We start from the raw sequence: 22,986 nt of genomic DNA, 5'->3' as shown, positions 1-22,986 counted from the left end.
TTCGGCAGGCAGCGGGATTTTACGAGCCGGATTCGGTCTCCGCAGAGATGAGGATGACCTTTACCATCAGGTACGCGACGATCAGGGCAAGCACGAGAAGCCCTGCTGCTACGATGAACCGCTCCCCCTGCGGGATCACCAGGGACAGGTAGATATGGTCTGCGAGCATCGGGCAAGCATCTCCGGCATATGATTATCTCTGGATTTCCTCCGTCCCACCAGATAAAGGTATTGTCGCGGGGACCGTCCCTGCCCCGGGCCAATTATTGATACGTGTAAAGGAAGTACAGGTACCTGAGTATACCCTGGCAGAAAACATGGCGATGGTATGACAGAAGCGTTCTTTTCCTCCGGTCTTTTCACGTTTGTGGTAGTGCCCCTCCTGATCTTTCTGGCCCGCATCTGCGACATGAGTATGGACACCGTCCGGGTCATCTTCATGTCCAAGGGGATCAAGTATCTCCCGTCGATCATCGGTTTTTTCGAGGTGATTATCTGGCTCGTGGCCATCGGCCAGGTTATGAACAACCTGACCAATGTTGTCTGTTACATTGCGTACGGGGCGGGATTTGCCACCGGGACCTTTATCGGGATGGCAATCGAGGAGAAGCTCTCCCTGGGCCTGACCAGTGTCCGGATCATCACAAAAGAAGATCCTTCTGCTCTTATGCAGTACCTCCGGGCCCATGACTATGGCGTGACGGTGGTCAACGGCGAGGGCGGGACCGGGCCGGTAAAGATGGTCTTTACCATCATCAAGAGAAAGGACCTCCACCATGTTGTCGCTGTCATCAAGCAGTTCCACCCGAAAGCGTTCTATTCCATTGAAGAGGTCAAGTCGGTTGCCGAAGGCGTCTTTCCCGAGCGGCGCGCAACCGGGGTATTTGGCTGGATAAGCTCGCTCCGGTTCCGCCGGATAAGCAAATGACCTGCCCGTCCGCCCCCGCCGGTTCCTTTCATATCTCCCCATATCCCGGCGATACCGTCATGGGTCCGTATTGGAATATTGTGTCCTATTGTCGCCTCCGTCGGAAAACTCCAAGTATCTCCGGGGAACAACCGCTTGTCCGGGGAGATGGCAGTGAAGACCAAGAACGGCTGGGTGGAGATCGACCGGATCCGGTACGACCATGATGTCGTGGTCCATACCGACCGGAGCGTGACAAAGCGGCAGAAGAAGGCGGCAAAGAAGTTCCGGAAGATCTACGGGCACACACCGCTCATCGGTGCCGAACTCGATGTCATTGCCGCTGAGAACCCGGCGGCAGTCTATATCGGGACCGGGCAGTACGGCGATCTTCCGGTTACCCGCGAAGCCCGCGGGATCCTGGAGCAGTCCGGGGCCGTGATCCTGCCTACGCCGGATGTGCTCGACCTGATGGCGGAGGAGACCCGGCCCTTTGTTGCGATCCTGCATGTCAACTGCTAAAACGTCAGATCCTGCCTGCACACCGGTGACGGTTTTTAAAAATAAGCCTGATGTGTTTAATAACCGGGATTGTCAAACGGAACTGTACTGATAGACCCCGAGCGGGCCCGGGGGAACGGAGCAGGTATGAAAAAGGACATGTACAGGCAGCAGGCAGCAAACCTGAAGTACTGGACGGACTGCTGGCAGACCTATAATCCCCTGTCGGAACAGATGACCGAAACGGATCTCGTCGCGTTCTGGAACCGGCGGTCGGGCGACTTTGCAGAGAAGATCCGTTCTCCAAAGAGCCAGAAGCGGAGCCGGGACAATATCGGGTTTCTGGAGGCAAACGGCGTCCGGTTTGCGGGTGCAAAGGTCCTCGATATCGGGTGCGGGCCGGGCAGCCTCTCGCTCCCCCTCGCCCGGGCGGGCGCAAAGGTGACGGGGCTTGATATCTCGGCGGGTATGCTTGCCCGGCTCCGGGAGGCGGCAGAGAAGGAAAAGCTCGCGGTCAGGACAATAGAATGCTCGTGGTGGAACGCAGACATCGACGAGCTCGGGCTCCGGGGGAAATTCGATCTCGTCATCGGTTCCATGACGCCGGCGATTAAGGATCACGAGACATTTGAGAAGATGATGGCCTGCTCGAAAAAGCACTGCTTCTATATCGGCTCCCTGCCCGGCACCGGTGCCCCGGTGTCGCAGGATCTTTTAAAAAACATCAGCAGGTCACCGGGCCCCCGCCGCTCCGCCATGGGCATGGTCTTTCCCTTTATGTACCTGTATCTTAAGGGGTACCATCCCGAAGTGAAGATCACCGGGCGGAAATGGACCGAGGATCTCCCGTGGGCCGAGGCTGCCGGGCATGCAATTGATATCCTCAGCCACGACCAGAAGGTGACCGATGCAGCAAAACGGAAGATCCGGGCCTATTACAAGGCTGCCGCTGTTGACGGGATCTGCCGTTTTACAAACGAGATGTTACTGGCGCTGATGGTCTGGCGGGTTGACACATAACACACCGGTCCTCCCCGACAGTCCCCGGATCGTTCGGTACACCCTCTTTTTTAATCCGTTCGTTCAGGTCTTTGGTTACTGCGGGGAACACCCCCGGCGCAGATGAAACGGGATATATACCTTGGCACCTGAGACCCTTCCATACACCGGGGGTCGGGTACGTCTCCCTCAGACTCCTGCTCCCGGCAAGATTCATGCCCCCATGAACGACAACCGCAATGCACCGGATATCGACGAAGCAGCGCTCGACCGGAAGATCTGGTGGCGGATCATTCCGTTTGTCGTGCTGATGTACTTCATCTGCATCCTCGACCGGGTAAACATCGGGTACGCGGCCCTGACCATGAATCCTGACCTCGGGATCGATCCCGCCGTGTTCGGGTTTATCTCGGGCATCTTCTTTGTCAGCTATGTTCTCCTCGAAGTCCCCAGCAACCAGCTCCTTGTCCGGGCAGGTCCGCGAAAATGGCTGTTCCGGATCATGGTAAGCTGGGGGATCCTCACGATCCTGATTGCGTTTGCCCGGTCGCCGCTCGAACTGGGTATCCTCCGGTTCCTGCTCGGGGCGGCTGAAGCCGGCTTCACGCCGGGTATCATGCTCTACCTCACGTTCTGGTTCCGGAAGAACCGGATCTCGCAGGCCCTCGCGGTCTTCTTTGTCGCTATCCCCCTTGCGATGGTCGTGGCCTCGCCGGTCTCTACCTGGATCCTCTCGTCGGCCACATGGGCCGGCCTTGCCTCGTGGCGCTGGCTCTTTATCCTCGAAGGGATCCCGGCGGTCATCGTCGGGTGCCTGACGCTTGCCTGTCTTTCCGATGCCCCCCGGACCGCATCGTGGCTTGCCCCTGCAGAACGCGCCTGGCTCGCTTCCCGTCTTGACGAGGCACGGGTACGGTCGGAAACACCCCGGGCCATCCCGCTCGGACAGCTCGCCTCCACCCGGAACCTCGCGCTCTTCTGCACCTGCGGCTTTCTGGTCGGGCTGTTTCTCACGAGCCTTCTCTTCTGGATCCCGCAGATCGTCAGCACCTCCGGGCTCTCCCGCTCGATCACCGGGACCGGGCTCCTTGTGATGATCCCGTACGCCCTCTCCGCCGCCGTCATGTATCTCTGGTCCCGGCACGCCGACCGGGCCGGCGAGCGCCGGTGGCACGTGGCAGTCCCGTTTTTTGTGGCCGCACTCTGCCTGATCCTGCTCTCTGTCGCGTCCGCCCCACTGGTGGCGTTTGTCTTCCTGACGCTCGCGATCGCCGCCTGCTATGCAGCCTATGCCCCGTTCTTTACGCTCACCCTGGACGCCCTCCCGCCGGGCCTCCGGGCCTCAGGGGTCGCGCTCGTAAATGCCATAGCCTCGGCCGGCTCCTTTGCCGGCCCGGTCCTCCTCGGCCTTGCCGGAGGGACGCTCGAAAGCCCCGGGGTTCTTCTCCTCTTTGCCGTGCTTGGCATCGCGCTCACGGTATGCGGCATCCTGCTTGTCAGAGCCCGCCTCCCTCAGGAGACCGGCGGGGACTTGCCAGGATCCCCGGGCTGACCGGGTTCCTTCGGGAATAAAAAAGAGTTCCGGGAATGATCCCCGGCGTTATTTCTTCTGGTACTGCTTGCCGGCAGCAAACGCCTTTGCAATCTCTTTACCCACGTCGTAATACGTTGCCTGAGCATAGACAATGGGCTGGATCTTTGCAACATCCGGCTTCCCGTCGGTAAGGCAGGACTTCTCCGCATGGATCTCTGCCACCTCGCCGATATAGAGCCGGTGGCTCCCGCAGTCCACTGCGGTAAAGAGTCTGCACTCGATGTTGACCGGGCACTCGTCGGCGAGCGGGGCCGTCTTGAGCTTGCCGTAGCTTGAAGCGAAAACTTGTGACTTGTCCGCATTTTTCCCGGAGACCAGGCCGCAGTGATCGGCCTCGACTACCTGTGCGGCGGAGGGGATGTTGACCGAGAACGTCCGGTTCTCCTCGATACCCTGCACCGTGTAGCGCTCCTTGTTGAGCGCAACGCAGACCATCGGCGGGGCCATGCAGGCAACGGTGGCCCATGCAACGGCCATATAGTTGGGCTTTCCTTTCACGTTCGCGCCCACGAGAACGGTGGGCATCACATTCATGTACGGCATCGGGCCGACAGTAACCTTGGCCATAATAGATTCTCCGGATCCCATTTTGGGAGAATGGATTTTAAGGGTATCCCTTCGCGGGAGAAAAAAACCGAACCGGACTAAAAAACAGTGCTGTGCGGGAAAGATGCGGGACCTTATTTTGTCGTGTTCTCATCGGCGCCCGGGTTCTCTTTTACAACCTCGCGGAGCAGTGTCCGGAACTCATCGTCGTGTCGGGCTAGATTGAAAAATACGCTGCGCATAGTCTCGGGGAACCGTTCGTCTTTCATATCGTGGAACTGGCAGTAATACGCGCAGGCGTCTGTGATTACCTCTTCGCGGCTGGTAGAATTCCGCAGGGCAATTGCATCCAGTTTCTCTACAAGGCTGGTCGGGATCCGTGCCGAGATGAGCGTCTCCTCAGGAACCATGTGATGAACTGATTGTTTAAAACGTATGAATTTATTGTTTTTTTAGTGTTTTTTTTATCGTGCGTCCTGCCCGGACGGTCTCTTCGGGAACGAACCACGGTTTTACCGGGGCAAAGCCGGAACCGCTATATGCCGGGAACGTTTTTTGTATATTATCATGGATGACGCTCAAAAGTGGTTCTCCGATGGTGTCGCCCTGTACGAAAAGGGGGATTATCGGCGTGCCATTGCTGCATTCGACAAGGCGGGCGCCCTCGATCCGTCTATGGCGCAGGTATGGAACAACCGCGGGCTTGCCCTTGTCCAGCTGGGGAAATACGATGAGGCACTCCATTCCATCGAGAAGGCTATTGCCCTCGATCCCGGGTACGAGCATGCCCGGCAGGCAAAGAAGATCGTGCTCGACTTAAAAAACGGGAACGGTTCCGCGGGTGCCGGCCCGGAGCAGGGAGATGCGTCCCCCTCGGGGTCCGGCGGGAGACGGACAGTGTATATTGCCGTAGCGGCAGCAGTCATTGTCGTTGCCGCGCTCTTTGGACTCGTGCTGATCAAGGGCGGGACGGGTCTTGCCGGGATCCCGGGGCTGTCAACTCCTACGCCCACACCGACCGCGACACTCCCGGTCACTACACCGGTCCCGGTCTCCCCGGCGTTTACTCAGGTATCCACGCCAACGCCCGTACCTGCCCCCACGCCAAAACTTATTCCCCAGTCAGGGGTCTGGATCGAGATCGAGTATGACCAGTATTATTCAGGCGCGGTGGGGATCCCCGGCAACCTGCAGCAGCTTTCCGGCCCCCGGCAGGTACGGCCGAATACCGGCGACCAGTTCTACCAGATCCCCCGGAATGACGGGGTGGTGACTGCAACGGTGAGCAAGAACGACGGATCGGGGGACCGGCTGACTGTCACGGTCTATTCACGCGGCGTGATGATCAAGAACGAGTCCACGATCCTGCCCTACAGTACCATCGATCTCCTTGCAACGATACCGATTGTTACTCCGACCCCTGAAGAGACTGCGAACGAGACGGTCCAGACCGTATCGGGAGTATAATCCCTTTTTACCGGCCCCTGTTGTTTTCCGGTGACCGGCACGATTCTCCTCTCCTTTTTGCCATCTGTATGACCCCTTGCGAACCGGGAGTCGGGTACGGGAACCAAAAAGGAACGGGGGAGGTATCCCCTGTCTCTGCATCTTTTGCTTAGTCCTGAAGAGCCGTGCCGGTGAACCGGTACTTCCCTTCCGGCACGCCGATCTCAAAGCGCGCCCCTTTGCCCGGGTCACCATTCTCCGTTATGGTAAACCCGGAAATGGCAAGGATCTCCTTTATGAGGAAGAGTCCCCGCCCTTTTGGTTCGCCCTTCCCGTGCAAAAACAGGTGTTTTTTGGCTGTGGCAGGGATGCCCCTGCCGTTATCTTCAGCAATCACTGCCAGCCCGGTGCCACGCAATTCGTACCGGAAGACCATCGAGGTTGCCGTGCCGCCGTGGCGGAGGGTGTTGTCCATCAGATTAAAAAACACTTTCGGGAGCAGCGGATCGGCAAAGAGTTCGAGCCCTGCCAGGCGATCGGAAAGAACAAGGTCCTTTTCCTCGAGCAGCTCCCGTTCCCGGGCTATCAGCACCGAGACCTCCTGCCATACCGGGTCCTCGAATCCGAGTCCCTGGTACGACCGGGAAAATTCAAGCATGGCCCCGATCTCACGGGAAAGCTTTGCTATCCTGGGAAGATCCTGTTTGATCTCGGTCTCCCCTGTACTCTTTTCCATACGTGCAATGTACCCGGACAGGCCCAGCAGTTTGTTTGCGATATCGTGCCGGGTGATCGAGTCCAGCAGTCTCAGTTTTTTGTTAGCGTTTTCGAGCGTCCTGATCGATCTCCTGCTTTCGGTAATGTCGGTGACCAACAGGAGGACGGCGGGCTCGTTCTGGTACTGTGTCCGGATACCGATGCATTCACCGTCCCTGACCTCGCGGCCTTTGGTCCTGATACGGATAATGACCGTATGGGATTTTACCTTGCTCGTCCGCATTTTCTGCATAAATCCGGAGAAATGTGCCCGGTCTTCGGGAAGGATGTAATCCGTGGCCCGGCTCCCTTTTAGCTCGTCCCGCAGGTACCCGAAACATTCGGACATCCGGCGGTTGCAAAATACGATCCTTTCATCCTGGACGAGCGCTACGGAATTATGACAGTTGTCGGTTACCAGCCGGTATTTTTCCTCGTTCTCCCGGATTTTCTGCCCGCTCTGCCTGAGTTCCTCATACTGCTGCCTGAGCTCTTCTTCTGCAGCGGTCAGCTGTTCGAAGGATTCCCGCAACTCCATTTCCGTTTTACGGCGGGCGGAGATGTCGCGGATGGATTCGATAACACCGGTAATCGTTCCCGTTGGATCGATAAGGGGCCCCGCTTTCATCCACAGGTAAAGGGTTGTCCCGTCATTTTTTGTAAACTGCGTCTCGGCGGTCAGTGCCCTGTCGGGGCCATGTACCGTGTTGACATAGTGCTCCTGTTCAAAGGCAGCATCCGGGGAAAGGATCAGGTCTGCAAGCATGGACCGGTGTTCCTGGTAGAATGCCCGGGACCGTTCGTGCATATCCCTTCCGAGGATATCACTGCATCTCACGCCGGTGAGGTCCTCCATGGCCCGGTTCCAGGCAATAACGGTCCCCGCCAGGTCGATTGCAAAGGTTGCATCGGGAAGGAAATCGATAATCTCGCCCTGTAACTTCTTTGAGCGAATCAGCTCTTCTGTGGCCCGGTGCTCCTGGACCGCGTGCCGGATCATATGCCCGAGCTCGGTGAACTGGGACCTGGGATCGCCGCCTTTCTGCAGGTAGAAATCAGCGCCGCAGTTGAGCGCCTTGATCACTACCTCTTCCCGCCCTTTCCCGGTAAAAAGGATAAACGGTATCCGGGATTTTTTTGCCCGGAGCTCCTGTAAAAACGCTATCCCGTCCATGCCCGGCATCTGGTAATCGGAGACAATGCATTCGTACCGGTGGAAATTTCCGGTTTTTAGGACGGTTGCTGCCGAATCCGAGGTATCGACTGCAAACGCTCCGCTCTTTTCGAGGAACAGTCTGCCGATCTCCAGAAGCTGCGGTTCGTCGTCAACGTACAGCACGCGGATGCGTTCCGGCGTTCCTGCCGTACCGCTCATGAGGGAAATCCCCCATAGCCTCCGGTATCTCCGGTAACCGGCGGGAGCCATCCCGGGAGGATCCGGGGCAAAGGCGGTTCCCTGCCTGAATATTCACTGCCGGTAATACCACCATGCCGTTCTGCCCCGTTTCCGTGCACAGGGTCCGGTATATTCCGGTGGCCCCTTCTATCTGCCCCGAAAAAATATGTGGTTTTTTCCCGGCTGCGGGAAATCCTGTCGGCGTGATGCACGATCGTCATGAGTGGTATTCCCTTTTTTTAATTCACTCGCCTGAATCCAGGTCGCCGAGGAGTTTTTTTATGTCGATCCAGATGATCAGTTCGTGGCTCTCCCGGTCCCGGATCCGGATCCTGCGCTTGATGATCCCGATGATGGCAGTATCCTCGTGGCTGATTGAAGCGGAGGTACGATCCACCTGGGTGCTCTCAAAGGTCGAGACCGAGGTTACGTCGTCGACCAGGATCCCGACTTTGGAGGCGGTAATGGCATCGTCGAGAACGATGATCCTCGAAGTATCGGCGATCTGTGCAGCCTCGCTCCTGATATTGAGGCGGTGCTTGAGATCAACGATCGTGGTGATCTCGCCGCGCAGATCGATGATCCCCCGCACGTACGGCGGGACATTGGGAAGTTTGGTGATGGTAGTGAACTCGACTACTTCCTTTACATCAAACAGGTCGATGGCAAAGTGCTCGTTTTCCAGCACGAACTCCACGATCTGGATCTGGCCCGGCAGGGTTTCGGGCGATACGGCCGGTGTACTTCCCGGGGAAGGTTCTGCCTTTGTGCTCATGGCAACATCCACTCCGTAGTCAGCTTACCCTGAAGCGGCGGTTTGCTTCGGCAGCATCGACCGCAACCGAATGTACGGTCCGGATCATCTGTGAGATCTCATCGAGAGCGGCTGCCGATTCCTCCGTGGCTGCCGCGGCATCCCCGGCATCTTTAGCCGTCTGACCCACCAGGTCGGAGACCTCGTGGATGCTTGCCGTGATCTCCTCGGTGGTAGCAGCCTGTTCTTCTGTGGCTGCGGCAACTTCTGATGCACTGTTTGCCACCGTCTCGGCAGCCTTCTGGATGGTCACAAAGCCCTCCAGAGCCTGGCGGGCCTCCTGTCCGCCCCGTTCGATCACGGATTTGGTTTCCTCAATGACTTCCGCGGCTTTTCTTGTTGCGTTATTGAGATGGGTGATCATATCCTCGATCTTCTCGGCACTGGACCGGGATTCCTGGGCAAGCGATTTGACCTCCGAGGCCACGACGGCAAATCCGCGCCCGTGTTCGCCGGCACGGGCTGCTTCGATTGCCGCGTTGAGGGCGAGCAGGTTTGTCTGGTTGGCAAGATCCCGAATAAGGACGATGATCTTGCTGATGTCGGCCATCTGTTTCTCGATCTCCTTGACCACCTCGTAGGTGGCCCCGGCCCGCTTTGTGATATCGTCCATATCACCGTTGACCCGGCCGGCGAGTTCAGCGCCCTTGCGGGCCGCATCGTTTGCATTCTTTGCCTGCGAGGTCACGCTCTCCATGCTCGACGTAATCTCTTCGATCGCAGCGCTCATGTCCTGCATGGCTTTGGAGATCTGGTCGATGCCGGAGGCGGCTTTCTGGGCATTCTCGCTGACCTCTGTCGCATCCTTTGCAATGATGGTAATGCCTTTTGAGGCCTCCTCGACCCCCCTGCTTGCCTGGTCAGCCGTTGAGGTCACGGTCTGCATCTCACGGTTGACGTCGCCGATATTTGTTTTCAGGCTGGTGACAACCTTGCGGATTGCGTCCCGTAACCGCACCAGTTCGTCGTACACGCCTCTGGTATATTCGTCCGGCGGAGCGATCTCATAATGGGCGGTCAGGTCTCCTTCGCCGATCATATCGAGCACGCCGATCAGCCCATCGATCTCGTGCGCCATGAAGTCCCGGCTCCGGACCATTGAGGTGAGGTCCTCAACGGTCTCGACATACCCGGTTACCTTTCCTTTGACATCGCGGACTTCTGCCGTGGTCTGCCGGCACGAGGCACCGTGCCAGTCAAAATACGTCTCGTTTTTCCCGGTGGTGCGGAGCTGGTTGATCCCGCAGTTTTCGGTCCTGCAGATGTTCGCATTTGCCGTGCTGCACGGTTTCCCGTAGGCCGTCTTTCTGTCGGTTATCTCGCGGTTTTCAATGAGCAGTTTTTCGAATGCGCGGTTCATGTAGATCCAGCGCATATCGTTATCCGTCACATGGACCGGGAAGGGAACTGCGTCGAGGATAGATTCATACCGGGCAATGGCTTCTGCCTGCTTTTCCATTGTCTCTCGGAGTTGCATGATTTCCGGGGATACCCGGTCGTTGTTTCCAGGGAGCGTATCGGTCATGGTGTTAACCTTTTGTCGTTGTTTTTTCCGGTTTTCTCCAGGCATCGGGAAATGGCCGGAACAGAAACCGGTTGAGAGTCTCTCTGGCCTGCAAGGGGTAGGAACGGGTTCTCCCGTGCAGGTGCAACGGGGGGAGCGGGAGAATGATCGATGCCGGATGATCGTGTTAGTATAATGCCCCCGACATTAACGATCCCATATGCGCAACCTCAACGCTGCGCATTAGTTACATGATTTTATAGGGCTAACGGGATACGCAGGAGTACAGAATGGCTGCCGAAACAGAGGTTTTTTCTTCGATAACACGGCTGCTGTCCTCTCATCCGGAGGGCCTGTACATTAAGGAGATCTGGCAGGCGCTCAACATCAGCCGCAACACCGTATCCAAATACCTGGAGATCCTCCATAAGAACGGCCAGGTGGATATCCGCATTCTCGGGAAAGCAAAGATCTTTTACCTGTCAAAGAGGACCCCGTTCCTTGTTCTTGCAGAGATCTCTTCCGACCCGGTGATCGGTGTCAACCGGAACTTCGCCTGTGTTGCAGCAAACACCCTTTTTTACAAGTGGGTGGATTGCACGCCTGAGGAGATCCTCGGAAAGCCCCTGGGTGCGCTCGCCCACCCGGTGGTGCAAAGCTGTTTTACTGCTGCCCCTGTTGACGACAATGGTTTTTTTATCGGGGACCCGGGCCATTCCGCGAGTACGGTAAAATACCGGGGCTCGATCTACGATATCCGGTACCTCCCGGTCATCTTTGCCGACAGCAGTACCGGCAGTGCCATCGTGATAAAGGATATCACAAGGGACGAGACGGCAAAAGCACGTATCCTGCACCTCGAACAGGAATACCGGGCCCTTGCCGAATCCCAGAATGAGTACGTCTTCCACTCGCTGCCAAGCGGGATCGTTACCTGGGCAAACCCTGCATTTGGCCGGCTTGCCGGATTGTCCCCGGAACAGATAACCGGCCGGCGATTCTCGATAAATGTCCCCGAGGAAGACCGCACCGCAGTCCAGAGGCACTATGCATCCGTCTCGCGGGACGAACCGGAGAAAAACCTTGACTGCCGGGTCATCCCCCCTTCCGGAGAGCTCCGGTGGGTCCGCTGGACAACCCGGGGCATCTTCCCGGCCGAGGGCCCGCTTGCCGAATACCATACCAGCGGCACCGACATCACGGAACTGGTGGATGCCCGCGAAGCTCTCCGCACGTACCGGGAAAAAACCGATGCCCTGCTCCAGGAACGTGACGAGGAATTTTATGGAATTACCGATGCATTTTATCGCGAGAACCAGAAGCGCAGGGATACCGAACGCCACCTCCAGAGGCTCCAGTTCACCCTTAACAATACCAGCGAGATGATCCTCTGGCTCAACAAAGCCGGACGTATTGTGTCCCTGAACAAACCCGCACTGGATACGCTCGGCCTTTCCCCGGGGTCCAGCCTCCGGTTTACCCGGCCCGGCTCGGGAGAACCCCCGGTCTGCCTCCCCTGGGAAGAGATCCGGGAACGGTCGCAGCAGAACGGCTGCCACCTGTTTGAAGCGGTAGTCAAAGATAAAAACGCGTATCCCCTTTTTGTGGAAGTCCTCTGCAATTACCTGTATTACGACGATACCGGCAGCTGGTGCCTGTTTGTCCGCGACATGTCGGACCGTGACCGGGCAGTCCGTAACCTTATTCAGAGCAAGCAGAAATATCTCGAGGTCTTCTGCAATGTTTCCGATGCCATCATGGTCTTTTCTGTCGATGCCAGCCGCAGGTTCCAGGTCCTCTGCGCAAACCCGGCAGCAGAACGGTTATACAACCTCTCGTCCGCCGGCCTCTCCGGCATGTTCCGCGACGGGACCTTCCAGACGGCTCAGCAGTATTACGCGCGTTCGTTCTTCTTCCGCTGCTTAGAGTCCGGGGATCCCCAGCGTTTTGACGACGAATACCGGTCGGCCGACGGGGTCACCCGTTACCTCCGGGTAACCCTGATACCGGTGCGCGACAACGACGGGGAGATCCGGCGCATTATCAAGATGGATGTCGATATCACGGAAGAGCGGCATGCCGAAAACGTGCTGCGCGAGAGCGAGGAGATGCTCCGCCGGTTCGTCCGGGATGCCCCGGTTGCGATTGCCATGTTCGATACCCGGATGCGCTACCTGGTGGCCAGCCGCCGCTGGATGACCGATTACCATCTGGGCGACGGCGATATTACCGGCCTGTCCCATTACGAGATCTTTCCTGAAATTACTCCGGCAATCCGGGAGATCCATCGCCGCGGCCTGGCCGGGGAGACGCTCTGTGCCGGGGACCGGCGGTTTGTCCGGAGGGACGGTTCGGTCCAGTGGATCTCCTGGGAGATGCGGCCGTGGCATACGGCAGAGGGATCCATTGGCGGGATTATTATTGCGTCGAGCGATATTACCGAACAGAAGAAAGCAGAGGATGCCCTGCGCGAGAGCGAGGAGAAGTTCCGGCGGATCTTCAACAGCACCCGGGATGCCATCCATATTATCGAGATTAAGGAAAACGGGATGCCGGGGAAGTTCATCGAGGTGAACGATGCGGCCTGCACCATGGTGCAGTATTCCCGGGAGGAACTCCTGACCATGACGCCGCTCGATCTTATCACCGGGCCGGGCTCGCAGTCCAACGAGCAGATCCGCGATGCCCTGCACGATAACGGGCAGGCATGTTTCGAGGTTAAGCGTGTCCGCCGGGACGGTACCATGGTTCCTGTCGAGATCACCCTCCGGCATACCTTCCTCGGGAAAAAAGAGGTTGCGGTGGCAGTGGTGCGCGATATCTCCGAGCGCAAACGGGCGGAAGCAGCGCTCGTGGAGATGGAGCGGAAACTGGACGTTCTCTTCGATAACAAGTCCCGGAAAGTCGTGGGATAGGCCGGGCGCCGGGACCGTACAGGAAGGGCCGGTTCCGGTACTGACGGGGAGGGGGTGGGGGGCACCCACCCCCCCATGTGTGCGGTGATGCGGGGGTACCCCCCTCCCTTGTTCCGGCAGCTTTTCGGTTGCTTGCGTAAACCTTCCGACGGAGCCCTGCGGACGGATACGGCCGGCAGGGGGGAGGGGGGTGGGGGGTACCCACCCCCCCGTGCGTTGTTAAACAGGGGATCACCCCCCTCCCCTTGTGTCCGCGAAGGAGGGGGTACCCTCCCCCATGGTTGCGCGAAATGCCGGGTTCTTCCAATAGCCTTTGCGGATCCATTCCGGACAACGCTACCGGCAATCTGTGTCCGGAGGGGGAGAGCCCCATGGTAAAATGGAAAGTCTCATTACCCCATGGCAGGCAGATGTATTTTACAGAGGTTCGGCGTGACGGACTCCCAACCCTCCAAGAATGCAGCAATTCTCGCTGTGGCAATCATCGCGCTCGTAGTTGTTGCGGTATCCGCGGTCCTTGTTTTTGGCGGCTGGCCGATCCTTTCGGGAAACCCGGCATCCGGGGAAACCGTGCCGGTTCAGCTGAGTGCGGACGAACAGCAGTGGATAGCTGCGCACCCGGAGATTACCGTCTGCCCGGATCCCGATTATCCCCCGTTTGAATATTTTGACGCCCGGGGCAACTATGTGGGCATAAGTGCGGATTTCCTCAAAAAAATCTCTGAAAAGACCGGCCTGCACATCACTGCCGTCAGGAAGTCCGACTGGAACTCCTGTCTTTTGGCAGTCCGGGCAAACCAGACGGACCTGCTCGGTGCGGTCTATGTCTCCGATCTCCGGGAAGGGTATCTCAATTATACCGCCCCCTATTACCAGCCGCCCCTTGTCATCATTACCGGGAAAGGGTCCCCGCAGAACCTTACCCTGGCCGATCTCGAGGGAAAGACCGTAGTTGCCGTGGATAATTATACCTCAGAAATCCTGCTCCGGGAACAGTATCCGAAGATCCATATCGTCACCGTCCCGAATATCGAGTCCGGCCTGGAGATGGTCTCGTACGGGCGTGCCGATGCTTATTTCGGGGATCTTGCATCGGCAAGCTGGGATGTCGATCACCAGGGCCTGACCAATCTCCAGATCTCGGGGAAATACACCCCTCAAATCCCGCAGCAGTACCAGGTCTCGATCGGGGTCAGGAGCAATGAACCCGAACTCCAGGGGATCGTAAACAAGGGAATAGCGAGCATCTCTCCTGACGAACGCGACCAGATCGTGGACCGGTGGGTCTCGACAACCCTCGAGCCCGAGGGCATTGATTCATGGCTGCTGACCGGCTTTCTCGCATGTATTGTCATTCTCGTTATCATCACGATCATCATCGTCGCGTGGAACCGATCCCTCCGGCGGGCGGTCGACGAGAAGACCCGCGAGCTCGTAATAGAACTCGATGAACGGCGAAAGACCGAGGAGGCGCTGGCCCTTGCACGCAAGAAGATGACGGTCCTCAACGCCATCTCGATCCAGGATGTTGAGACCGCTCTCTTCTCGCTTTCTGCCTATCTCCATATGGCAGACACTTCGGGTATCCCGGAGAAACGCGAGGAATACCTTGCAAAGATGGGGGATGTTATCCAGACCATGTCGGAGGCCCTGAAATTTGCCCGGTCCTTCCAGGCCCTGGGACTGTCTCCGCCCGGCTGGCAGAATGTGGAACAGTCGTTCCTTTTGGGGATCTCGCATATGACGCTTCCGCAGCTGGAGCGGCGCCTTGAGGTCGAAGGTCTTGAAATCTGGGCCGATCCGATGCTGGAGACGGTCTTTTTCGCACTTGCGGAAAATATCGGCGACCATGCAAAGACGGCGACCGCATATTCCCTTACCTTCAAAGAGACCCCCGACGGTCTTGTCCTGCTCTTCGAGGACAACGGGCCGGGCGTTCCGCAAGACCACAAGGAGCAGATCTTCGAGAAGGAATACGGGCGCAGGAAAGGCTTTGGCCTGTACCTTTCCCGCGAGATCCTTTCCCTGACCGGCATCACGATCCGGGAGACCGGGGAGCCGGGCAAAGGCGCCCGGTTTGAGATCGCGGTGCCGAAAGGAGGGTACCGGTTTACGGATGCGAAGGGATAATCTGCCCCCTCACTCACACGGGCGATGCCATCAGTCGCCTTTGACGTGTTTCCTCCACGTTTGAGTACGGCCTGACCGGGTCAACTTTTTCAGGGCGACATTAGCGATGCCCTACGCGCAAAACGCCTCGTCGGGTTTTGCGCTACGTACTTACCGGGATCCTGAATCTCGATCAAGGTTCTGGCCCAGCGAGGGCCCGACGAGGCGCCCGAGCGACTCCGAGCAGAAGCGAGGAGGGGGAGGAATCGCAATGATGGAATCACTTCCCCGAACCGTAATGATGAACCTGATCCGGAGGATCTGGCTCCTGAAAATGATGTGACTAAACCGTTCTGGAAAAACTTGTATGATGGAATTAAGTAGTGGAGGAATGAATTCCGATATTAATAACAAAAAGAGTAATTTATTGCTATAGTTACTTTCTTAATAACCGCTTTTCATCCAAAACTAGCCCACTATAAATTGGGTCAATAATAAGGATACCTTTGCAATCAGGTCTCATACAGTATTTTCTATAGGGTTTCATTGGATAATGATTTCCACATTTTGGACATCGTCTATCAACCGGCATAATAGCTTTATTTTCTTGTAATAATATATGAAATTTAGTAAAAATTTCATTACTATATATAGGGGTGCTGATAAATTGGAAGGACTTGAGTTAAACCCGCCTTACGATTACGTCGTAAGTTTTGTCTGAAAAAAAATTGATGTCGATAGTCGTGCTATCAACATTAATCGAGAATTATTTATATCACAATTGTCAATAAAACAGATATCGAAAGGAATTATCTATGAAAAATCTTGTTTTAATTTTTGTACTCGCATCAATATTTTTTTATCACGGGTTGCCTATCTACAAATTCGAATATGAATTCAGATAATGCAGCAGTACTCACACCTTCAATTCAAAACGGCGTTTCACAAAACGGTGTTGCCCATCTTTCCTCACAAACTTCCTCTGGATATGTAGCCCAAACCCCCGAATATTCTTGCTTCCAGATTACGGGACTCTCTGAAATCGATAAATCCAGCGGATATTTAGGACAAAATATTGCAGACACAAGGCGCGTCTCCGGAACTATAACAAATAATTGTGGTAAAATTATGGGCTTTTATATGGAAGTTGGATGGTATGATCCAAACGGAAATTTTGCGTACTTTGGCGTGCCAGTGAGTTTTATCCGATTAAAACCGGGAGACAGCGCCCAATTTCAGTTCGATGGTTATCCGTCAAGTTCAAAATATGGCTATATTGAAGAATCAAGCGGGTGGACATATAAAATTGGCATTGGCGAAAATGCGAATATTTTGAAATAAATCATAAGACTTTATGGCTGGTGCTCTCTGAAAAATAATTTAGAGAATCGAACCATCGGTGATAAAATGCTGCTAAGGGGATTCGAACCCCTGTCGCGAGCGTGAGAGGCTCGCATGATTGGCCGGTCTACACTATAGCAGCGCGTAATTGCCCAATAACATGGGTGATGGACTTACTTAAAGTTTGTCAGGCAGTGTTCGCCCTGCCGTTCTGGCTGTCGCGGGAAAAAGCGCGGATGGACCCGGGTCTCCCCCGGATCGGTCCGGCCCTTCGTAAACCGTACCCTGATCTGCCGGGGCACGCAATGGCCCGGCAGGGCCTGGCAAATCCGGCGGGAATGCGGGCCGTTTCCATAAATAACTATATCCCGAACGTGCATCGATTAATATAAGAAATGGCTGGTAGTCTTGAAGAACAGATAGCCGAGCTGGAAGCGGAGCTCACGAAAACTCCGTACAACAAGGCTACCTCCAAACACATCGGGCGGATCAAGGCAAAGATCGCAAAGTTCCGCGACGAGGCGGTCAACCGGGCGATGAAGTCCGGCGGAGGCGGCGAAGGCTACTCGGTCAAGAAGTCGGGCGATGCGTCCGCCGTGCTCGTCGGGTTCCCGTCCACGGGTAAATCCACGCTCCTAAACAAGCTCACCGGCACCGAAAGCGCCGTCGGGGCATACGCATTTACCACGCTCACGGTCGTGCCCGGCGCCCTCGAACACAAGGGCGCAAAGATCCAGCTTCTGGATATTCCGGGACTTATCGCCGGCGCAGCCATGGGCAAGGGTCGTGGCAAGGAAGTTATCGGTGTCGTGCGAAGTGCCGACATCATCATTATCCTCGTGGATGTCTTCAACGGCCAGCACGTCAACGTGCTCCTGCGGGAACTCTACAATGCCGGGATCCGTATCAACGTCCCCAAACCCGATATTACCATCAAGAAGTCCTCGGTCGGCGGTATCCGGCTCTCGGCGGTTGGCACCCTCGACCTCGATATCGAGGAAGTCCGGACTATCCTCTCCGAGAGCAAGATGATGAATGCCGACGTGCTCATCCGCGGGAACGCAACCCAGGAAGACTTCATCGACGCGGTGCAGGGTAACCGGGTCTATGTCCCGGCATTTATCGCCGTCAACAAAGTGGATCTCGTTACCAAAGCCCAGTCTGACGAGATCGAGCGCACCATAAAAGAGCGGTTCGGTATTGCACCGCTTATGATCTCCGCCCACGTGGGATACCACATGGAGGAGCTCAAAGACGCCATCTACGACTGCCTCGGGTTCATGCGGGTGTACTTAAAACCCCAGAACGAGGAAGCCGACCTCGATGTGCCGCTCATCGTCAGGACCGGGAGCACGGTCGAGGATGTCTGCAACAAGCTCCACCGGGACTTCGTGCGCCGGTTCCGCTATGCCCGGGTCTGGGGCGATTCTGTCAAGCACGGCGGCCAGCGGGTCGGCATCTCCCACTCGCTTGTCGATGGCGATATCCTCTCGATCATCATTGAGCATTGATACGATCGTCGTTTTTTTTGGAAAACAAAAAACGGGTTATTTCTTACCCGTGGTATGCGGGGAACCCTGTAATGAGGAACCCTCTCCAGAGTCCTTTTCCGCAATCCTTCCTACCTTCTGCGGGATCTGAATCTCAAACCTGCACCCCTTCCCGAATGTGCCCGTCTCCCGGATGGTAATCCCGGTAATCGAAAGGATCTCCCGGATCAAAAAAAGGCCAAGACCGGTATTTTTCCCAACGCCTCGTTCGAAAACCCTCTCTTTCTCGTCAGCCGGAATGCCGGTTCCATTATCCGTGCAGATAATCACGAAACCGTTTTGTTCATGTATGAGGGTAAACGAGATCTCGGTAACGTGTTCTCCATGACGGAGCGCATTGTCGATGAGGTTGTAAAAGACCTTTTGAATGAGAGGATCCGTATATATCAGGAGTCCGCCCAGATCTGCCCTCACAACAACTCCTTCATGAGAAATATGAGCTGCTGCGCCAAGGATCTCTTCAGTGGCATTGTGCCAGTCGGGATGACGCATACCCAGGTCCTGATAGTACCGGGTAAATGCAATAAGTTCCTCGATATGTGATGTGGAATCGAGACTTTTTTTAAGAAACGTCCGGACTGCCGGAGGGGTATCAGGATTGCCGGATGCCAGCTGAAGATACCCTTCAAGGGTAAGGAGTTTATTATTTACGTCGTGCCTGGTCACGCTGTTTAAAAGATTGAGTTTTTTATTTGCCAGCGCAAGGGCTTCCTCTGCATACCTGCGTTCTGAAATATCGAGAAGGGAGAGAATGCATTGTCCGGTTTCGGGAAATCTCCCAAGGGTCCCGGTAACAGATACCATTTCTCCGTTACTGCGGGTTACCTGTCCCTCCAATTGCAGTGACGGGGAATCCCCGGCAGGGTTTGTTTTCTGTAAAAAAAGGCGGATCTTTTCCTCAAGTGATGCATCGGTAAACTGAAAAATCCGGGGGGAACTCCCAATTTCCTCGGCGGAATACCCTAGCATACGTTTGGCATGCGAGTTGGCAAGGGATATCCTCCCATCACGTTCGAGTACCATCATTGCAGTACCGGAATACTCAAACGTTGTCTGGTATCTCCGGACAAGATCGGCTGAAGTCTTTTCTAAGAGCGAATGCACGACCTCCCGGTCCCGAAGTGCATCGATGTATTTTGTTTCCAGGAATGCCACAGCATCCGTTGCTGCTGTAAGTGTCCGTTCCAGATCCCGTCTCTCTTCTGGAGAAAGGCGTTCCTGTATATCCCGCCAGATATTTCCCAGGTTGTCCAGCTCTCTCATAATGTCCCTTATTTGATCTGGAAAAGAACAAGCGAGATACTCTCGTTATAGAGTTCGCAGGTACCTGTCCCGGCCGGACCGATCTCCCCGCAGCAGAATAATCCCACGAGAGGGCATTTCCAGAAGTTATACGCAGCAGTGATCTCATCGTTCACCCGGGGTCCGGAGGATTTCAGGCGTGCAAGGCAGCTGAACATGAGGAGAAGATCCGCTTTTTTATGGTGGGTGTGATAGGTTTCCATATCATGGAGTGCTGTAACGGTTGTATTGCGCCCGAACGAACTTGAGAACATCACCTTCGATCCCTGCGGGACATTGCCGGCAAACCTGATAGATCGTGCGGGAAAATCGGCAGCAAAGATCGTGCGGAGGATCTGGATCCCGTCAGGCCGTTTTACGAGCAACGGGAAATTTATCGCTACCGGTAATATATCGGCATCGGTCACATTCAGGTATTCCTCTATGACATCGAGAGCAGGGCGATCATTGATAGTGTATACCGTACGTTCCTTTGAAGATGTGATCACGAGATCGACACCAATGCCGGTCCATCCGCTGGTCGTAACCCCGCGAACCGATACTTTATCGTGATCCACGACAAGCGCGACAAGCCCGTCAGTGACATGCCTGTCGTTTGTAAAGACAACCGGCTTTTTTGGGATGGAAGTATCCCCGGCAAATCCTCCGAAAATGGGTGTATCCGTCGGACAAACACTTTCTATTCCTCTGATAATCTCCTCCCCATTGTTATCGAGATTTGCAATCAGGAGAATAAATGCCGGATGGGAGAACCGTTCTGCACCCCATTTCCCGATCTGTTTTCCGAATTCCGCTGCATCACCGTTGTTCCGATCAAAGAGTTCCACGGAAAAATACGCCGGTGGGATGTCCAGGAGGCAGCATACTGCGGATTGTTCACTGACCGGGGAATTCCCGGGCCGTGCGATTATCTCCCCTCCCGACGATGAACCAAAAACCGGAATATTCAGAGTGCCAAGACGCCGTGCAATATCGGGGAGTCCGAGTTTTACCGCACCAAAGACAAAAGCAAGTGTGGGAGCAAATGGCTTTTTTTGTGTCATTCCCTCCATGAGTTCATCAGGTGAATGTGCAATAAAACAGGCGGTCTGGATCATGGCTTATCAAAAAATTGTTGTATGGGATAGTCATTATAGTACTCGATTTAGATTTGGAGATTATTTTTTATCATCCGGATATGGTGAGTAATGCCGTAGTATATCCTGTCAGAATTCTGACCGGCGAATTGAGTGCAGGTCAGACATAGTGGCACGCAATTAAAAAAAGCAGCCACTGTACGGGATCCCTGTTATTTGCCGGTAAGTGCTTCGTTGATGACCGGCAGCGGTGCATCGGTTTTGAGCCCTGTTCCCGAGAGGTGCGTCCTGCTCGCGTTATACCCGGCAGAACGGAGCCGTTCGAGAACCGTCTCTATCCGTGGCGGCGATGTGGCAAGTTTCTGGGCGAGCATGTGGTAATCGTAGAAGGTGGCGGTGGGCAGTTCCTCCCGGCAGGTTTCAAGGATTTTGCCCAGTTCCTTTTTCGTCCCGAGTTCGAGCGAGGGGAGCAGCTCCTGCATCTGTGAAAGGATCTCGTCGCTGAAGGTATTCCCGAGGAAGAGCGGCCCGACCGGGAAGAGCGGTTTATTGCAGTGCGGGCAGGTGCCGGACGGGGGAAACATACCCGGGTGCTCCTCGCGGTAGGCACAGGAGGGGCACTGGAGCACAAACCCGAGGCGGGCGAGCGTCCGGTCGGCTGCCTGCGGTCCCCGGGTGAGCCGGAGGTGGAGCCGGACAAAGTGCTCGCGGGCAAAGCAGAAGAGGGGTTCGACCCCCCTGTCGTACTTCACCGTCTCCCGTGCGATAAATGCCATGAGGATCCGGAGACCGACTTCCGCATGGTACATCGTGTTTGCCGGCCGGGCATAGTACCGGCGGATGCCGGCATGGAGGTGTGCCCCGCAGAGCGGTGCGGTGTCGGTTGCGGTGACCATAAGGAAGCGCCGGCAGCCACGGATCCCGGCATCGGTAAACGGCGCCGGCGAACCGTACGGGTCGAGGTCGACTGCGTCAAACGACTGCTCGAAGAGGAGCGAACAGGCATCCCGGCAGGTGACCGTCACGGGAAGGCCGAGGCGTTTTACGTTCTCCTGTATGACCGGGATTGCTTCGGGGTCCTTGTCGTTGATGGTCGTCGGGACCCCGGTCTCGTTTGCCACCCGGAGGCCCCGGACACCGGTCGCCCCCATGGCATCCACGTAATCGGAGGGTTTGAGGACCGAGAGGAGGAGGATGGTCGCGTCCCGGTTGATCTCCATACGGCGGTTGAAAAAGACCGGTGCGGTCCCCGGTGGGAATTGCCCGCCGGTATCCTGGACCGGCACAAGCATGGTTGTCTTTCCTTCCGTTGCCTCGGTGAGATCCATTGCGAACTACAGAGATTCGAGCGCGCAAAACTTATACATATTCCCCTGCAATTGGTAAGAGAGCGGGCGAGTGGCTTAGTCCGGATAGAGCGTTAGCCTCCTAAGCTAATGGTCGGGGGTTCAAATCCCCCCTCGCCCGTCGTGTTCCCCTTTTGTTTTTCCTGCCGTTTCCTGCACGTTTTGCCCGGGAAAAATGTATGGTTACCTGTACTTTTTTTAGATCTGCCGTACAAAAACTGATCTGCAAATTCACTTGACAGGAGCAGAGAAGAATCATGAAACGCAGTATTGCCCTTACCCTTGCAGTCCTTGCACTCTCCCTGATCCTTATCGCAGGCTGTACATCGAACGCCCCGGCAGGTACGACCGGTACCGGGACCCCGGTGGTCTCCGCAATGACTTCGCCCGCGTCCACGTTTGGGGGAAATCTTCCCGGCCAGAGAGAAGTACTGGCACTGAAGAACGGAACCTGTGCGGTCAATGCTTCCATAGAAGATATCGCCGTTGACAAATCCGATTCCGGCGCCCACAAGATCAATATCTACGTCAATGCCCGGAACGCCGGGAAGGATCCGGTCCAGCTCCACTGGTACAGCAGGATTACCGGTGCCGACGGTGTGTCCTTCGGGGGAGTCGGTGTTTCGCATGACGGTTCGGGGGCTGAATCGGCTCCTCTTGGGCCCGGGCAGGCAAACACGGTCCGTGATTATGTAGTGATCGATTCGGACAAGGAATACGCCGCCCTCTCCCAGGGAGCAGTACTTGAAGTCTTTATGACGACCGAACCCCTGAAATCCGAGAGCCCGGTAAGTTTCACCGCTGCCTGGTCGCTCTCACCGGCAATCTTCACCTGAACTCTTTTTTAGCCATCCCGAAGTATCCACGAGCCGGTATCCCGTTGG

General features: G+C 56.0%; 19 protein-coding genes and 2 tRNA genes. 11 read left to right on the top strand and 10 right to left on the bottom strand.

Going from position 1 to position 22,986, the window contains the following annotated elements; genetic code table 11:
- Positions 1–19 precede the first annotated feature (19 nt).
- Positions 20–169, bottom strand: coding sequence for a hypothetical protein (locus BP758_RS05110; protein WP_292369354.1), 150 nt, complete (start codon positions 167–169; stop codon positions 20–22).
- 159 nt (positions 170–328) lie between these two features.
- On the opposite strand from BP758_RS05110, the gene BP758_RS05105 reads away from it, so the two are divergent.
- The 4 genes from BP758_RS05105 to BP758_RS05090 all read left to right on the top strand — a co-directional run bounded on the left by BP758_RS05105 (position 329) and on the right by BP758_RS05090 (position 3,959).
- A complete protein-coding gene (locus BP758_RS05105; RefSeq protein ID WP_292369353.1) occupies positions 329–928 on the top strand; it encodes a DUF2179 domain-containing protein in 600 nt (199 codons plus the stop codon).
- Between the two features lie 147 nt (positions 929–1,075).
- Entirely contained in the window at positions 1,076–1,429 is a 354-nt protein-coding gene (locus tag BP758_RS05100; RefSeq protein WP_292369351.1) for a hypothetical protein, read from the top strand.
- A 126-nt stretch (positions 1,430–1,555) separates the two neighbouring features.
- Positions 1,556–2,428: a class I SAM-dependent methyltransferase gene (locus BP758_RS05095; RefSeq protein WP_292369350.1), complete on the top strand. Its 873-nt coding sequence runs from the start codon at positions 1,556–1,558 to the stop codon at positions 2,426–2,428.
- 202 nt (positions 2,429–2,630) lie between these two features.
- Complete coding sequence (locus BP758_RS05090) at positions 2,631–3,959, top strand: MFS transporter (RefSeq protein ID WP_292369348.1); 1,329 nt, start codon at positions 2,631–2,633, stop codon at positions 3,957–3,959.
- 48 nt (positions 3,960–4,007) lie between these two features.
- Here BP758_RS05090 and BP758_RS05085 read toward each other — a convergent pair whose 3' ends face one another.
- The gene (locus tag BP758_RS05085; RefSeq protein ID WP_292369346.1) at positions 4,008–4,568 is read right to left on the bottom strand and encodes a flavin reductase family protein; all 561 of its coding nucleotides are present in this window, start codon (positions 4,566–4,568) and stop codon (positions 4,008–4,010) included.
- A gap of 113 nt (positions 4,569–4,681) precedes the next feature.
- A complete protein-coding gene (locus BP758_RS05080; RefSeq protein ID WP_292369344.1) occupies positions 4,682–4,957 on the bottom strand; it encodes a hypothetical protein in 276 nt (91 codons plus the stop codon).
- 157 nt (positions 4,958–5,114) lie between these two features.
- Between BP758_RS05080 and BP758_RS05075 the strand changes: the two genes are divergently transcribed.
- On the top strand, positions 5,115–6,014 hold the full coding sequence (locus BP758_RS05075; protein ID WP_292369342.1) for a tetratricopeptide repeat protein: 900 nt from the start codon (positions 5,115–5,117) through the stop codon (positions 6,012–6,014).
- A gap of 148 nt (positions 6,015–6,162) precedes the next feature.
- Here the strand turns inward: BP758_RS05075 and BP758_RS05070 are convergent, their stop codons facing one another.
- From BP758_RS05070 to BP758_RS05060, 3 genes are all read right to left on the bottom strand, one after another.
- The gene (locus BP758_RS05070; protein WP_292369340.1) at positions 6,163–8,124 is read right to left on the bottom strand and encodes a PAS domain S-box protein; all 1,962 of its coding nucleotides are present in this window, start codon (positions 8,122–8,124) and stop codon (positions 6,163–6,165) included.
- A gap of 265 nt (positions 8,125–8,389) precedes the next feature.
- On the bottom strand, positions 8,390–8,920 hold the full coding sequence (locus BP758_RS05065) for a chemotaxis protein CheW (RefSeq protein WP_292369338.1): 531 nt from the start codon (positions 8,918–8,920) through the stop codon (positions 8,390–8,392).
- A gap of 19 nt (positions 8,921–8,939) precedes the next feature.
- Positions 8,940–10,436, bottom strand: coding sequence for a methyl-accepting chemotaxis protein (locus BP758_RS05060; protein ID WP_292369336.1), 1,497 nt, complete (start codon positions 10,434–10,436; stop codon positions 8,940–8,942).
- A gap of 317 nt (positions 10,437–10,753) precedes the next feature.
- Between BP758_RS05060 and BP758_RS05055 the strand changes: the two genes are divergently transcribed.
- The 3 genes from BP758_RS05055 to BP758_RS05045 all read left to right on the top strand — a co-directional run bounded on the left by BP758_RS05055 (position 10,754) and on the right by BP758_RS05045 (position 16,828).
- A complete protein-coding gene (locus BP758_RS05055) occupies positions 10,754–13,378 on the top strand; it encodes a PAS domain S-box protein (RefSeq protein ID WP_292369335.1) in 2,625 nt (874 codons plus the stop codon).
- 432 nt (positions 13,379–13,810) lie between these two features.
- Positions 13,811–15,508, top strand: a complete 1,698-nt coding sequence (locus BP758_RS05050; RefSeq protein ID WP_292369333.1) for a transporter substrate-binding domain-containing protein — start codon at positions 13,811–13,813, stop codon at positions 15,506–15,508.
- Between the two features lie 870 nt (positions 15,509–16,378).
- Entirely contained in the window at positions 16,379–16,828 is a 450-nt protein-coding gene (locus BP758_RS05045; RefSeq protein WP_292369330.1) for a hypothetical protein, read from the top strand.
- Between the two features lie 67 nt (positions 16,829–16,895).
- Here BP758_RS05045 and BP758_RS05040 read toward each other — a convergent pair.
- Positions 16,896–16,970, bottom strand: a tRNA-Glu gene (locus BP758_RS05040).
- 253 nt (positions 16,971–17,223) lie between these two features.
- Between BP758_RS05040 and BP758_RS05035 the strand changes: the two genes are divergently transcribed.
- On the top strand, positions 17,224–18,339 hold the full coding sequence (locus BP758_RS05035) for an OBG GTPase family GTP-binding protein (protein ID WP_292369328.1): 1,116 nt from the start codon (positions 17,224–17,226) through the stop codon (positions 18,337–18,339).
- A gap of 36 nt (positions 18,340–18,375) precedes the next feature.
- Here BP758_RS05035 and BP758_RS05030 read toward each other — a convergent pair whose 3' ends face one another.
- The 3 genes from BP758_RS05030 to BP758_RS05020 form a co-directional block, all read right to left on the bottom strand.
- Positions 18,376–19,641: a sensor histidine kinase gene (locus BP758_RS05030; RefSeq protein ID WP_292369326.1), complete on the bottom strand. Its 1,266-nt coding sequence runs from the start codon at positions 19,639–19,641 to the stop codon at positions 18,376–18,378.
- An 8-nt stretch (positions 19,642–19,649) separates the two neighbouring features.
- Positions 19,650–20,723: an FIST signal transduction protein gene (locus tag BP758_RS05025; RefSeq protein WP_292369973.1), complete on the bottom strand. Its 1,074-nt coding sequence runs from the start codon at positions 20,721–20,723 to the stop codon at positions 19,650–19,652.
- A gap of 245 nt (positions 20,724–20,968) precedes the next feature.
- Positions 20,969–22,084, bottom strand: a complete 1,116-nt coding sequence (locus BP758_RS05020) for a tRNA (guanine(26)-N(2))-dimethyltransferase (RefSeq protein WP_292369324.1) — start codon at positions 22,082–22,084, stop codon at positions 20,969–20,971.
- Positions 22,085–22,148: 64 nt separating this feature from the next.
- Here BP758_RS05020 and BP758_RS05015 point away from each other — a divergent pair.
- A tRNA-Arg gene (locus BP758_RS05015) sits at positions 22,149–22,223 on the top strand.
- 136 nt (positions 22,224–22,359) lie between these two features.
- Positions 22,360–22,938, top strand: coding sequence for a hypothetical protein (locus tag BP758_RS05010; RefSeq protein WP_292369322.1), 579 nt, complete (start codon positions 22,360–22,362; stop codon positions 22,936–22,938).
- Positions 22,939–22,986: the final 48 nt, after the last annotated feature.

This window comes from Methanoregula sp. UBA64 (assembly GCF_002502735.1).
Classification (GTDB): domain Archaea; phylum Halobacteriota; class Methanomicrobia; order Methanomicrobiales; family Methanospirillaceae; genus Methanoregula.
The sequence above is the reverse complement of the archived record's forward strand: the minus strand, read 5'-3'. Positions and strand labels throughout refer to the sequence as shown.